General features: G+C 53.3%; 11 protein-coding genes, 2 tRNA genes and 1 pseudogene. 9 read left to right on the forward strand and 5 right to left on the reverse strand.

Going from position 1 to position 14290, the window contains the following annotated elements; translation table 11 throughout:
- Positions 1 to 72 precede the first annotated feature (72 nt).
- Positions 73 to 1362, forward strand: a complete 1290-nt coding sequence (locus tag RB620_RS06060; protein ID WP_308092737.1) for a hemolysin family protein — start codon at positions 73 to 75, stop codon at positions 1360 to 1362.
- Between the two features lie 72 nt (positions 1363 to 1434).
- On the opposite strand, the gene RB620_RS06065 is transcribed toward RB620_RS06060, so the two are convergent.
- Entirely contained in the window at positions 1435 to 1941 is a 507-nt protein-coding gene (locus RB620_RS06065; RefSeq protein WP_308092738.1) for a pyridoxamine 5'-phosphate oxidase family protein, read from the reverse strand.
- 107 nt (positions 1942 to 2048) lie between these two features.
- Here RB620_RS06065 and pdxR point away from each other — a divergent pair, with 107 nt between their 5' ends.
- From pdxR to RB620_RS06080, 3 genes are all read left to right on the forward strand, one after another.
- Positions 2049 to 3506, forward strand: a complete 1458-nt coding sequence (gene pdxR, locus RB620_RS06070; RefSeq protein ID WP_308092739.1) for a MocR-like pyridoxine biosynthesis transcription factor PdxR — start codon at positions 2049 to 2051, stop codon at positions 3504 to 3506.
- A 124-nt stretch (positions 3507 to 3630) separates the two neighbouring features.
- A tRNA-Thr gene (locus RB620_RS06075) sits at positions 3631 to 3706 on the forward strand.
- A gap of 9 nt (positions 3707 to 3715) precedes the next feature.
- Positions 3716 to 3792: transfer RNA gene (locus RB620_RS06080), tRNA-Pro, on the forward strand.
- Positions 3793 to 3922: 130 nt separating this feature from the next.
- Here RB620_RS06080 and RB620_RS06085 read toward each other — a convergent pair.
- Entirely contained in the window at positions 3923 to 4045 is a 123-nt protein-coding gene (locus RB620_RS06085; RefSeq protein WP_308092740.1) for a hypothetical protein, read from the reverse strand.
- 128 nt (positions 4046 to 4173) lie between these two features.
- Here RB620_RS06085 and RB620_RS06090 point away from each other — a divergent pair, with 128 nt between their 5' ends.
- Complete coding sequence (locus RB620_RS06090; RefSeq protein WP_308092742.1) at positions 4174 to 4383, forward strand: DUF2536 family protein; 210 nt, start codon at positions 4174 to 4176, stop codon at positions 4381 to 4383.
- 20 nt (positions 4384 to 4403) lie between these two features.
- Here the strand turns inward: RB620_RS06090 and RB620_RS06095 are convergent, their stop codons facing one another.
- A complete protein-coding gene (locus RB620_RS06095) occupies positions 4404 to 5264 on the reverse strand; it encodes an AraC family transcriptional regulator (protein WP_308092743.1) in 861 nt (286 codons plus the stop codon).
- Positions 5265 to 5414: 150 nt separating this feature from the next.
- On the opposite strand from RB620_RS06095, the gene RB620_RS06100 reads away from it, so the two are divergent.
- The 4 genes and pseudogenes from RB620_RS06100 to RB620_RS06115 all read left to right on the forward strand — a co-directional run bounded on the left by RB620_RS06100 (position 5415) and on the right by RB620_RS06115 (position 10162).
- Positions 5415 to 6530: a glycoside hydrolase family 88 protein gene (locus tag RB620_RS06100; RefSeq protein WP_308092913.1), complete on the forward strand. Its 1116-nt coding sequence runs from the start codon at positions 5415 to 5417 to the stop codon at positions 6528 to 6530.
- A 188-nt stretch (positions 6531 to 6718) separates the two neighbouring features.
- A pseudogene (locus RB620_RS06105) lies at positions 6719 to 8012 on the forward strand (spore germination protein).
- Positions 8005 to 9093, forward strand: a complete 1089-nt coding sequence (locus RB620_RS06110) for a GerAB/ArcD/ProY family transporter (RefSeq protein ID WP_308092745.1) — start codon at positions 8005 to 8007, stop codon at positions 9091 to 9093. Before RB620_RS06105 ends, RB620_RS06110 begins: the two are co-directional and overlap by 8 nt.
- The gene (locus RB620_RS06115) at positions 9086 to 10162 is read left to right on the forward strand and encodes a Ger(x)C family spore germination protein (protein ID WP_308092746.1); all 1077 of its coding nucleotides are present in this window, start codon (positions 9086 to 9088) and stop codon (positions 10160 to 10162) included. Before RB620_RS06110 ends, RB620_RS06115 begins: the two co-directional genes overlap by 8 nt.
- Positions 10163 to 10204: 42 nt before the next feature.
- On the opposite strand, the gene spoIIP is transcribed toward RB620_RS06115, so the two are convergent.
- Positions 10205 to 11299, reverse strand: a complete 1095-nt coding sequence (gene spoIIP, locus RB620_RS06120) for a stage II sporulation protein P (RefSeq protein ID WP_308092747.1) — start codon at positions 11297 to 11299, stop codon at positions 10205 to 10207.
- A 206-nt stretch (positions 11300 to 11505) separates the two neighbouring features.
- A complete protein-coding gene (locus RB620_RS06125) occupies positions 11506 to 13788 on the reverse strand; it encodes a fibronectin type III domain-containing protein (protein WP_308092749.1) in 2283 nt (760 codons plus the stop codon).
- Positions 13789 to 14290 lie beyond the last annotated feature (502 nt).

Below are 14290 nucleotides of genomic sequence, written 5' to 3' on the forward strand. Positions count from 1 at the left end.
AATCCACCAAATTTATAAAAAAAAGGGTAGTGAGACACGAAAATGGGTAGTGGTATAGGACTTAATTTAATCATGATCGCTTTGCTTATCTTCTTGACCGCTTTCTTCGTCGCGACCGAGTTCGCCATCGTCAAGGTGCGCACGAGCCGGATCGATCAGCTGGTGCTGGAAGGACGGAAGAACGCACTTGCCGTACGGAAGGTAACAAGCAATCTGGATGCTTACTTGTCCGCCTGTCAGCTGGGGATTACGATTACCGCCCTGGGCCTCGGTTTCCTGGGGGAACCGACAGTGGAAGAAATACTTTTACCCTTATTCGAAGGCGCGCAGCTAAGCGACGCCCTTAGCCATGGTTTATCCATCGCGATCGCATTTGTTGTCATTACGTTCATCCACGTCGTCGTAGGCGAGCTCGCGCCGAAGTCGTGGGCTATCCAGAAGGCCGAAGCGGTCACGTTCCTGACGGCCAAGCCGATTATTTTTTTCCACAAGCTGATGTTCCCGTTCATCTGGCTGCTTAACGGCTCGGCGAACGCGCTCGTGCGCATGTTCGGCCTCAAGCCGATGAAGGAACACGAAGAAGCCCATACCGAAGAAGAGATTCAGATCATCTTGAACGAGAGCTTCCAAAGCGGCATGATCAACAACACCGAATACGGGTACGTAAGCCGTATCTTCGCGTTCGACGAGCTGCTGGCCAAAGAAATTATGGTGCCTCGTACCGATATGATTTGTCTATATACGAATAACTCGCTGAAGGAAAACCTGGAAATTATCCGCAAGGAACAATATACGAGGTTCCCCGTCGCTCTCGAAAGCAAGGACAATATCGTAGGCATGATCAATACGAAACAGCTGTTCCTGTCCTACGAAGAAAATAAGGAATTCGATTTCAAAAAGCTGATCCATCCCGTGCTTAGCGTATCCGAGGTCACTCCGGTTAAGATGCTGCTGAAGCGGATGCAGCTGGAACGCGTTCATATCGCGATCTTGGTCGACGAGTATGGCGGCACTTCCGGCCTCATTACGATCGAGGATATTCTCGAAGAGATCGTCGGCGAGATCCGCGACGAATTCGATGCCGACGAACGGAAGGAAATCGAACAGCTTGCCGACAATTGTTATTTGCTGGACGGGAAGGTGCTTCTGGACGAACTGGAAGCGCTCGCCGGCAAACATTTCGACGAAGAAGACGTGGACACGATCGGCGGCTGGCTGTATAGCAAGCTCCACGATCCGAAGCCCGGCAAGGAATACCATCACGAGAATTTGAAGTTCATCATCCGCGAAACAAGCAAAAACCGAATTCGCAAGGTCGAGATGTTAATCGAACAAGCCGAGCTGGAAGGCGAAACGGCCTAATAAATCATAAGAAATAACGGGGCTGTCCCGGTTGGTCTAAACGACCTGGGACAGCCCCGTTTTATGTTGTTGTTAACCTCTGGGCGATTCGTTCTCCTTCGCGGTCAGCTGTCTTACATTCAGCTTGAATACCGCCGTCTTGCTCCCCATGGACGATCTGTACCTCTCGACATGGCTCTTCGCTAGCCGCTCACGATGGAAGCCTGGAGCGTACTTGTCCAGCATGGCCTGCATCGCCGCCGTCGCCTCTTCCAAATCGCCGACCGGCTCTACCCTGCCGAATGCCATGACGCTCATATACGCGGTGTCCGTATGAGCCGGAACGGGATGCGGAAGCGTTCCGTAAGCTTCGCTGACCGTGACGCAAGCTTCCGGGTTACGTCCGATCACCTCCATCTTACGCCCCTCCTCCGCTGCATGGAAGTAAAACGATCCGTCCGTCCAAACAAAATTCAGCGGCACTACATAAGGAAACTCCCCATCCGCCAGTCCAAGGAACGCGATTTGTGCTTCTTTCAAAAAAGTCTCGATTCTGGTTTCGTCCGTACATAATCGTTTGCTCATGCGAACGGTAAACATCGGCCTCTCCCCTTTTCAACAACGTTGTTCATATGTTACTGTCAATATATACGAGTTTTGTCATTATCAAAAGTGACAGATTTCATCAATATCAAGGGGACAAATTAATGATTTTATCCATGACGCCGCTATTGAACAAACATTCCGACACACCTATTTATGATCAACTATATCGTTATATTAGAGAAAACATCGAAAACGGCAAGCTGCCGAGCGGCGGAAAGCTGCCCGCCATCCGCCCATTGGCTCAACATTTGAACGTGAGCAAAAATACGGTGGAAGCCGCCTACGGCCAGCTCCTCGCCGAAGGTTATGTCGAAAGCAGGGAACGCGGCGGATACGTGATTCAACCCATTGAGCAATTATGGAACTTGACGGGGAGAGACATTCCTGAAAGCATGAGACATTCTTTCTCGTCCATTCAACCATCGTCAGAAGCCGACCGACTGGAGCACCACATTCCGCTTCCATACGAATTCCGTTATGGCGATATCGCCTTCGACCGGTTCCCTCAAGAAGTCTGGAAATCATGCCTGACGCAAGCGATCTCCGATGCAGTCGAGACCGCTCCCTACGGCATTTTAGGTTACGGGGACCGGCTTGGCCACATCGGGCTTCGAGAAGAACTTGCGCATTATGTTTACCAAGCCAGAGGAGCGGCCGTCGACGCCAACCAAATCTTCGTCTGCGCTGGAACGCAATACGCCGTCAGCCTTCTCGTGCAGTTGCTTCGGCTGCGCGAGGGCGTCTTCGCGATGGAGGAGCCCGGTTATCACGGAGTCAAAACCGTCCTTCGCGGCATGGATTGCCGCGTTGCGCCTATCCCAGTCGAGAGCGACGGGATCGACGTGTCGGCGCTGGGCCGGACGGATGCTTCCATCGTATACGTCACCCCTTCGCATCAATTCCCGCTCGGTATGGTCATGTCCGTCGAGAAGCGACTCCGCTTGCTGAAGTGGGCATCGGCCAATGATGCTCTCATTCTCGAAGACGATTACGACAGCGAGTTCCGGTACGGAAGCCGCCCCGTTCCGTCTTTGAAGGCGCTTGATACGGATGACCGCGTCATCTATATGGGCACCTTGTCGAAAGCTTTTTTGCCGGGCGCCAGGCTCAGCTATGTCATTATGCCAAGAAGGCTGGTCCCGCTTATGAAGGAGAGGCTAGCCAATTACAGCGGCTCAGTCTCCCCCATGATCCAGCAGGCGGTATGGCTGTTCATGAAACAAGGCCATTACGGCAGGCACATCAGGCGGATGCGGCGCATATATCAAGCCAGATACCGGGCGCTAACCGAATCCATCGCGGAAATAATGGGCAATCGGGCCGAGATCGTCGGCGACAAGTCGGGCATGCACATTCTCTTGCGGGTAGCCGGGCGGGAAAGCTCCGAATTGATTCGATTGGCGGAGAGCGCGGGCTGCATGATTTTTTCGGCCGCAAAACATTGGGATGAATCGAATACGGATGCGCTGGAATTCGTTATACTTGGTTTCGGCGGCATGGACGAAGCTGCGCTGAGGGAAGGGGTTCGAAGACTGGGCGAAGCGTGGTTTCCGGCCTAGCCGGAACCGCGGAAATTTCGTTTGTTTTCAGAAAATTAGAACTTCAAAAAATGGCTTGCATTCAAAATCGAATTTGTGCAATAATATGTCTTGTGCCAAGGAAATAAAGCAAAATACACAACGTGCCGTTGTAGCTCAACTGGTAGAGCAACTGACTTGTAATCAGTAGGTTGGGGGTTCAAGTCCTCTCGACGGCACCATCTTTACCCCGGGACGTAGCTCAGCTTGGTAGAGCACCTGGTTTGGGACCAGGGGGTCGCATGTTCAAATCGTGTCGTCCCGACCATGTTTGAGACATTAGGAAATACATAATAACAGAGACTCTTCGCTTAAATCAGGCGGAGGGTCTTTTTTCATTGTACGGTTGAAAAAACAATAAAACCAGGCATCTCGCCTGGCTTTACCGTGAACCGCATCTATTTATCCGCGTCATCCCATTTTCTCGAATACGCTTTTTTGGTCACCCATAGGGTAACCCACGTCACCAACGCGATAATGATCGCCGAAAAGATCCACACGGAAGCAGGCACGTTGCCCATAAGCCAACCCTCCCTTCTCATTCTTCCTATAGTATCACAACTTGTTTCGTATTGGATACCGGATGGCGATCGGTTAGAATAGAGTTCGGCAACTGTTCACATCTATCCCGAAAAAGGAGGAATCGTTTATGGATTTTAAGCTGGATCTTATCGAAACGAAGGTCGAATTTTTTGAAGCCGCCGATCTAAAGTCGCTGGAGGCGCAAATCGAGCGCGCGATCGAGATCAACAAGGCGCTTATGCTTGACGTACATGCCGTGTCGCACCAGGTCGCAGCGAATCCCCGAACGGAGAAGCTGCAATACAGCGCGGTCGTTCATTTCAAAATCAAGCGGTAGCGCCGGCAATTCGTTAACCGCTACAGCTTCAGCCGATATTGATGCGGCGATATGCCCATGATTCGCTTGAACAGCTGGATAAAATAAGACGCGTTCGGCAATCCGACCTGTTCTCCGATCCGCTCGACCGACTGATTCGAGGACTGCAGCAGGCTGCAAGCCTGCTGGATGCGCCTCGCAGCCAAATAACCCGTTATGCTGCTGCCTGTCTCTTGCCGGAACAGCCTAGACAAATAGGAGCCCGACATGTGCAGCTCGCCGGCGAGCTTGTCCAGTTGGAACGGCTCCCGGTAATGACGCTCGATCCAGGCCATAATCTGCTCGGATTGCCGAATCGGCTTCATGCGTCTCTCCTGGTTCGCCCCCATCGTTTCTCGTTGAATCACGGACAACAGCTGCAGAAGAAACAATGCCGCATGTTCTCCTTCCCCGCTGACGCCTGCCTCTTGCACGCCAGATTGGAAAGCGGCTGCCACGCTCTCCGTCTCCGGTTGCATCGCCGCCAAATCAAGCCCTTGCTCAAACATAAACCCTTTTCTCATCCGCGTGAAGACATCCTTTAAGGTTGGAAACGGGCCCATATAGCTCTCCATGTATGCCGGATCGAAATGAATCACGCTTCTTTCATACGGATTGTCCTCGTCGATTTCCGCGTATACTTTGTGCAGCTGATACGGCAAAAAATAAAAAAGCATGCCCGGCCGCAGCTCATATGTCTTCTGATTAACGATGACGACTCCGCTCCCCCGGTGAACCAGCAGCATTTCGAAGCCCCAGTGCCAGTGATAATAGCCGTCGAACGGCTGCTGCGTCAAAGTCCGATGCGACCATAGGAACGGCTTGCCGTGCGGGTTCAATGATTTATAAAACAAATCCTTCATGCAGCCATCTCCGATACGTCCAAGGATCACAAGTCAATCCAACAACATTTTTATCCATTGTACCGCAACTTTCAGCTTTTGTCAGACGCTATAATGAATGCATGTAACCCTTTACAATCGATGCTCGACAAGGAGGCTGCAACGAATATGATGGATCAGGCGTACAAGGAAAAAATATTGCTTCGATTAACGGACAAGGTTGAAGCCATGATTGGGAAAATCGGAGATAAATCCCCTCATGTCGCCAGGGAAGACGGAGTTTACGACGACATGCGCCATAGCTGGTGGACATCCGGCTTCTGGCCGGGAATGTTATGGCTTATGTATGACGTGACGGGCAAGGAGACATTCAAAGATGCGGTATGGGACTGGGATGCCAAGCTGGAGCAATGTTTCTCGGAGCATCCGGTCGCTCTGCACCATGACGTCGGATTTCAATTCCTGCCGACGGCGGTCATCAAACATGAATTGACGGGCGACAAGGAAGGATTAAGAATCGGACTGAAAGCCGCGAACTACTTGGCCGGAAGATTTAATATCGAGGGAAGTTTCATCCGTGCGTGGAATACGGAGAATGCGGTAGGATGGGCGATCGTGGACTGCTTAATGAATATCCCGCTGCTGTTCTGGGCGAGCCGCGTGACCGGAGATCCCCGCTACAAACATATTGCCGTCCGCCATGCGGATACGTTCCTGAAGCACGCAATCCGCGAGGACGGCTCGGTCTGCCATATATTATCGTTTGATCCGGAGACAGGCGTCTTCATCGAGCCGATCGGCGGCCAAGGATTATCCGGCGACTCCGCTTGGAGCCGCGGCAATGCTTGGGCGCTGCACGGCCTCTCGATCGCCTGCCGCTGCACCGGCGAGGATCGGTATTTGCAAGCGGCGAAACGCGTCGCGCATTATTTCGTCGCCGCGCTGCCGGAGGATCATGTTCCGTACTGGGACTTCCGCGCGGACGCGATCGACGGCGAACCCCGCGATACGTCCGCGGGCGCCATCGCCGCATCAGGCCTGCTCGAACTGGCGGAGCTTGTGCCGGCGGTCGAACGCCGCATCTACGCGGGCGCGGCCGAACGGATCCTTTTTTCGCTCAGCGAAAATTACGCGACCTGGGCTAAGCCGGAGCATGAAGCGATACTGCTCGAGGGAACCGGAAATAAACCGGCCGATCAGAACATAAACGTGTCGCTCATTTACGGAGACTACTACTTCGCCGAAGCGTTCGCGAAGCTGAACGGGTGGAATCATCGCATTTTTTAAATTAAACCATCATTTAAGGCGCCGGATCCTGTTCCGGCGCCCTTTTTTTGCGTTGGAGACCTCCTCCCGTTCTTCACTTCCTTCATCCGCTTGGTATGCCGGGTATCACTCGATGGAAATAATGGATAAAAAGTTGTTCAAGGAGCCGCATCATGACGATCCTGCAAGCACTAAAAACGAGAGCAAGCATGAATGCCGACCTGCTCTGCCAGCGCGTTACGTTATCCACCATGCAGGTCGAGATCATCGGCTTCACGTCGCTCGTCGATTATTCCGCCACGCTTCGCCACCTCCAGCAGCAGGTGCATCAAGACGTCGGCATCGGACTTCCCGAGGAATCGATCATGGCGAATTTGGGCGTGATCGTACATGATCCGACGGTAGAAGATCTGTTCGACTCCATCCTTGGCGGACATCTGGTCGCTTGGTTCGAGCAGACCGGACGATTCCTGCTTATCTCCCCCGTCTCGCGAACGTTAACTCGTTCGATCGAACCACCAACGACCGAGAACGTGCTTCGAGGATCGATCAGTGCGTTCGTCGAGGACATCGATACGAATATCGGGCTAATCCGTAAACATATGGCATCCGAAAAGCTGCGCTCCAGAAACTTCCACATGGGTACCGAGCAGCAAAAACGGGTCGTGCTCCTTTATAAGGAAGGCTGCGTAGATCCGTCTTTGACAGAAGCGATCGTTCGCCGAATAGAGGAACAAGCCGGCCGCGAGGTCCAAAACTTGCAGCAACTTTCTATGGCTATGGGGTTCTCCAAATGGTCGATCGTCACCAGATTCAATACGTCGGAGCTGCCGCAAGAGGCAGAATTCGCATTGAGTAGCGGCAAAGCGGTACTGCTTCTGGACAGGATGCCGTTCGCCATCATTTTGCCCAGCCTCCTATGGGATATGTTCGCCGCCCAGAACGACCGCAACTTTCCGGTTATCTTCATGTATTTGATCCGCTTCCTGCGCGTCATCGGCGTCCTCACGAATACGATCATACCCGGCTTGTACGTCGCACTGGTTTCGGTTAATCCCGACGTGCTGCGGATCGAACTTGCCTTATCCATCGCCAAGAGCCGCGTGGATGTTCCCTACCCCTCCTTGGTGGAGACGTTGCTGCTGTTAATTATTTTGGAATTGATCCTTGAGGCGAGCATCCGGCTGCCGAACAGCATCGGTCCGACATTGACCATGGTCGGAGGCATAATTCTAGGCCAGGCCGTCGTTAGCGCGAAGCTCGTGAGCAATCTGCTCATTATCATACTGGCGGCAACAACGATCTCAAGCTCTGCCGTCGTGGGATTCCAGAATTCGTTATGTGCGTTTGTTCAAATATCTGCTGCTCGTCTTATCCGCAATTTACGGCGTGCTGGGGCTGCTGTCGGGACTCGTTATCGTATGCGCCTATCTTGCCAGCATTACTTCCTTCGGCATCCCTTATTTGAATCTTCCGAAACCGAAAGGTGAATCGAATGGTTAAAACCGGACAAGTCGTCACCATGTACATCCTGACCCATATGGGTATGATCTTCTTCCTGTATCCCACGGACATTATCGAATCGGTAGACGTCGGCCATTGGATTGCCATCTGCTTCGGCTACCTGCTCCATGTCACGATTATTTGGATCTACATGAAGGGTTTAAGCTGCTTCGACCGCCGCAGCGTCATTGATATCTTCGCAGGACTAGGCAAACCGACGGCCGCCCTCCTGCTCGTTCCGGTCTTCCTCTATTTGCTGATGGTTCTGATCATCACGACAAGAGCTTATGCCGAGATCATCACGCTTATCTTTCTTTCGGACACGCCGCTATGGGCAACGATAGCCTTAATGCTAACAATCGCTACGTTCATGTCGATGCTGGGGATCGAGGCCTTATTGCGCACGGGCATTCTCCTGTTCGCGTTATGCCTCCCCTTTGCTCTGTTCGTCCTTGCCGCTTCCTTCCAGCACGCCGATTGGCATTACGTTGTTCCCGCGATCGACCGCGATTCGGCTTCGCTTTCGTTCGTGTTCAGCCAATCATTCTTGAAGAGCTTGTTTGCGTTCGGCGGAGGGTTCCTGTTCCTCGGATTTGTCCAACCCTCGGTCACGTACGAACGGCGCAAGATCGGCTGGTATAGTCTTATTCTGCTGCCGTTATTCCTGATCTCGGTATACGTTCCCATCCTGACATTCGGTCAGAATACGGCTTCGACGTTCCAATTCCCTTTTATGATGGCGACCGATACAGTAGAGATTAACTGGCTGATGTTCGAACGGACGACGATGTTTTTTATGCTTAGCATGATCACTTTCATCATGATTTTCCTGGCGCTGGTCATGTGGAAATCTACTCTGCTCATCACGAGCTTCTTCCCAGTTCGACCGCTATATCCCATCTTGGTGATGGCCGGAGCGTTATTCGTCATCTGCATGCAAATTTCGGATTGGTGGCAAGTGGAACGCCTCTTGGGCCTGAATACGTTCCTCCGGCTATACGTCATGACAGTCATTCCGGTCGCGACGCTTCTTCTCGGGCTGCGGCACAAGAAGAAGGGGGCGTTGCGTCATCATGCTTAGCATACGAAAGCGCACGCTGCTTGCGTTGGTGTTGATTATGATGACCGTACTGGCCGGCGGCTGCTGGGACAATAAAGATATCAACCACCGTTCCTTGCCGATCGTCATGGGCATCGCGAAGCGGAACGATCAGTATCAAGTCGTGCTGCAAATACCAGAGCCCGGCCTGGGCGCAACGAAACTTCGCGTTGTCGAAGAATCGGGGCGGACCCTAAACGAAATCGTGGACAGAATCAGCACGAACATGGAGAGCCAGGTCGATCTGTTGCACCTTAAAGTTGTGCTGTTCGAAAGGGAATATGCCGAGGAAGGCATTAACGACAGCGTTGAATCGTTTATGAGAGCGCAAGATATTTCGCCGAAGACGATGGCCGTCATTTGCGACGAGCCCTTAACCTCCTTCTTCCGAACCATCAATTCGTTCAACAAAAACAATGGCACCGCGCTAATCAGCTTCTTCGAGAAAAACGCGGGTTGGAATCCTCAAGTTTCCCAGGCTCATATTTGGCAGCTGTATCGAAGCATTCACTCCTATACGCACGACACAGCAATCCCGATCATCAAGTCCGGAAGGGGTACCGTTATCGAAAGCGCCGGCTCCGGCGTTATCCGGGGCGGACGTCTCGTGGAGCGGATTACGTCGAATGAAACGCTGCTCCTGAATGCATTTAACGGAATCAGCACGCAGGGCAAGATCGAAGTGATGAGTCACGCGACGGTCGAAATCGTGAGCAATACGATTGCCCATCAAAGCGCCGTGGTGAACGGGAAACCAGAGCTTAAGACCAGGGTGAATCTGAAAGTTTCTTTGCTCGAGACAAGGGGACAGCCGACGATGGATCAAATCAAGCAAGAGCTGGAAACGCTGCTGACCAATCGGTTCGGCGAGCTGATGGCGAAGATCCAATCGAAACAAGCGGATATTCTCGCCGCTGGCCAATATTTTCGAACGAAGTTGAATCGGGACCAGCTTCGGCGCTGGAGAACGGACTACTTTCCGAAAATGGCAGTCGATATCCAGTTCAACATCGTTATTCAAAATGCGGGTCATTTGAAAGCCGATGCTTAAGCATGATCGTGGGCCCGCTTGAAGCATGATCCATTTCTGCGGTTATTTTTTTGCTGCGCTTGCAAGGATCGTATAGCCGTACAAGTCGTTAATCACCTCGGCCAGCACATCGGCGGCACGGTAGTTTTCTTCTAGCGTATTCTCGATGCCGCCGATCTCGACGACCAGGCTTTGCGTCGACAGCGACTGGTTGAATTCCGCGTTGCCCGTTCCCGCGCCTTTCGTGAGCACGCCTCTCGAGAGGCCCGGGTATTTGGCGTTGATCGCTTCATGGAGTTCCATCGCGAAAGCCTTGTTTTCCTCCCAGTTCGGATTCCGCTGGCCGATGACGAACAATATTTTGGCGTAGCTGCTGCCGTTTATTTCGGCCGTCGTTTTTTTGCGTTTCTGGGAGTCGCGGTGGATGTCGAACAGGAAGGTCAGTTCTTTATGGTCGCTAAGCGCTTCTTTCACGATCTGCTTGGAATACTTGTAGGAATAGGCATAGTTGAACTTGGGGACGGTTGACGGATAGTCCGTCGTTTCATGCACGGTGGAGATGCCTAGCTTCTCGAGACTGGCAGAGAGCCGTTTGCCTACCATTGTGACGTTAATCGTCTTGGAGCTTGCGTCTTTAGTCCCTTTCTTCAGTTCCGGATAATAGGATTCGCGGTTATGGGAATGGTAGATCAATATTTTGGGCGCCGAGCTGGCGATCTGAACGGGCTTCTTGGCAGGCTTGTCCGTTGGTTTGGCTGAAGGCTTGTCCGTTGGTTTAACCGCAGGTTTGACCGATGGCTTCATGGTTGGCGATACGTCCGGCGGAACGGCCGTCTGCGTCGGAGAAGGCTGCATGCTCGGCGTTGCTGCTTCCACGATCCGCGAAGTTGAAGGGCCGGAGGACGGCTTCCCAAGCTCGGCAATCAAAGCCTCGTCCCAGACCGGCATGCCTTTGAAGAAGGGCATCTCCGTTATTGAGGCGGCGTGATTCATAGAGTCATCCGCTTCCGCATTTTCCGTTATGGCAGCGGCGTAAGTCGCCCGTTTCGGACTGTCGGATAGTCCCAGCCCTACGCTGACGAGCATGGAAGATAGGCAGACGAGCGTAAAAAAAGTACCGGAAACGAGCTTTTCGCGCAGCTTGTACAACTTCATCATAACCCCCTGTTCATCGCCCTGAGTTATAACTACTTTATGTCCCGCGCGAATTCGATAGACTACTTCTCATTATTCTAATCATCCGGCGCGGCTGGTTCATTCGATAGATTGGAAGACGCAACGAAAAAGCCGGCCGCGCGGCAAGTAAAACCGCGCAACCGACTCTATGAGAATGACCAATGACTTGCGATTGTTCATTACGTTCGTTACTGCGCGTCCCAGAGCGCCGGAACGTTAGGCGGTTCCCAGCCGGCGAGCGAAGTATGAGGCTGCAGGCATACGTAGGTGACGCCGTTGTACGTGACGACGTTGCCGGCTTGGTAGCTGACGCCAGCCGCCCAGGTCGTAGTACCCCCGGAGTCCTGCTGGGTCGATGCTTGCAGGCTGTTGCTAGCGGCCGAAAGGTTGCCCGCCTCATCTCTCGCTTTGACCGTGAACGTGTAGGAAGTGCCGGCCGACAATCCGCTGATTGTAGCCGTTGTCCCCGTTACGTTGACGCTGGCGGAACCGTAATACACCGTATAGCCGATGACGCCCACGTTATCCGTAGATGCGCTCCAGGACAAGCTGACGGACGATGTGGTGGCGCCTGTAGCGGACAGGTTCGTCGGCGCGGTTGGCGCAGCCGTATCCGGATTGCCTCCGCCTCCGCATGGCCCGATCACCTTCCACACTCCCCATTGGCCGGACAGATCCGGCTGATCGCCTTGGGTCCACCACTTCGATTCGTATTCCGTGCCGTTATACGAGACGCGCGCACCGCCGCCGTAGGCCGTCGCCGGGTTCCAGGCGGGGGCAGCGCATGTGCTCGGCGCGTTGGTCGTCACGGTTACCGGCGCGCTTGCCTCGGATATGTTGCCCGCAGCATCGAAGGCTTTCACCGTAAACGTATAAGCCGTATTGGCCGTAAGCCCGTTTACCGTCACGCTCGTACCTGTCGAGTTCAAGCTCGTCGAGCCATAGCTGACCGTATAACCCGCCACGCCCACGTTGTCCGTCGAAGCGTTCCAGGAAAGCGTCACGCTCGTGGACGTTTTGCCGGTGGATTGGAGGCCGCTTGGAACGCTAGGCGCTAAAGTATCCACGAAAGCCGGGCCCGTCACGACCGTAACCGGAGCGCTTGCCGCCGATTGGTTATTCGCCGCGTCTCTCGCCTTCACCGTAAACGTATAGGACGTGCTCGGAACAAGGCCGCTAATCGTCGTCGATGTCGCAGTGCCCGGCACCGTTACGCTGGATGAGCCGTAAGTCACGATATAACCTGTCACGCCTACGTTATCGTTCGAAGCATTCCACGATAGTCCGACGGACGTTGACGTAGCGCCCATGGATTGCAGTCCCGTCGGCACGGTCGGAGCTGTCGTATCTCCGCCGCCACCGCCGCCCAAGGCATCCAAGTATGCGCGATGGCTAGTCGAAAATTCATAATTGACGTATTTGTCCCAGTTGATCGACCAGGTCATCACGCCGCTCAGATCCGGGTAACCCGCAGGATTGCGGAGGACGTAGCTGCCGCCGAACGATTGGCCTTTGATGAGGTAATCGAGCGCCTTGTGAACGTTAGCAGGCGTCGTATACCCGCCACCCGCCGCTTGCGGGGATGCCGGCAGGCCGATGACGATCTGATCCGCCCTCAGCGCGGGGAACAGGTTGTTCGGGTTGTTGCCGACAGGGAAGCCTTGCAGCAGCATCTCTGCCATTGCAACGTGGAAGTCCGGCGTTCCTTGCGAGTAGGAACGGCCGTCGAGGCCCATCATGGAACCCGAATTATAATGCTGGACATGAAGGTAGTCCAGTTGATTGCGCAGGTTGTAAATGACAGGGAGATAAGCTCCCCAGGGCCCGCCGTATGTGCTGGCGCCGCCTTGCACGTATGCCGTCTCGGGAGCCATCGTCAGCAGGAAGTTCGGCCCGTAGCTCGCCAGAATTTCTTGGGATGCCGCGATAAGATTCGTAATTTTGGGCGTCGTTGGATTTTTGAAATCCGTGTCTCCCGCATTTAATGCGAGCGAGCTGCCTTCGAGGTCGATATCGAAGCCGTCGAAGCCGTATGTATCGATAATCGACTTCATCGTGCTCACGAACGTCTGTTTGCCCGCCGCCGTCGTCAGCTCCAGCGTGCCGTTAGCCCCGCCGATGGAAATAAGCACCTTCTGTCCCCTGCTCTGCAGGAAATCGACATCCGCCTGGAATTCGCTGACGGTCGCGTTGTAAGGCGTAAATACCATGTTGCCGCTATGGGAGCCGCCGACCGGTTCCGCGAAGGCGACTTGAACGATGTCGAACGCGGGCGATATATCTCTCAGCTTAATATTGGTAGAACCGTTATCGAAATTATGCCAATATCCAACGATGACTTTACCGTTAGCAGATGCCGCGTTCGCCCTCTGGGCGCCGAGCGGCAGCAAAGCCAATACAAGCACGGCGACAAGCGCCGCCATACATACCCGCCAAGCGAGCGATGCCGATTTTGAAGACTGCAATAACATGATAGATTCTCCCTTCGTCTATGAAACGTTTTGCAAAGCCTTTCATGTAAGCGATTACAAGGCGCTTCGGACCGGTAATGTTTCACCTCCTTGAAAAAAATTTACAGAGAAACAAAGCAAATGAGATTGTTTAAGACTACGATGAAGGGTTAAGGCATGAAGATGCGTTCGAACGGTTAAGCATCAAGTGTGAGGGGTTGTGCGATAGGCAGGCGTAAAGCTGGAGCTTCAAAAATTTGACTGTGAACGTAATTCTATTGTGAAGGTTCGGACCATCTTTCGAAAAGGAGACAATCCTACGATAGAAGGGGAAATATCTACGGGGCGTCTTATTGGAAGCGAATAATCGCTTTTCCAGAGGATCATATTATCGGAATTTTTCGGGGAGTGACGAAACGGCATGATCGGGTTAATCGTAACGTTCGTATTGTTCGGACGGTAGGCGCGATCCTGTGGGGCAGCCTTATTTTGCGCCGCCCCTTGGACGTGAATCAATGGATCG

This window comes from Paenibacillus sp. LHD-117, from assembly GCF_030929555.1.
In the GTDB taxonomy this organism is placed as follows: Bacteria; Bacillota; Bacilli; order Paenibacillales; family Paenibacillaceae; genus Pristimantibacillus.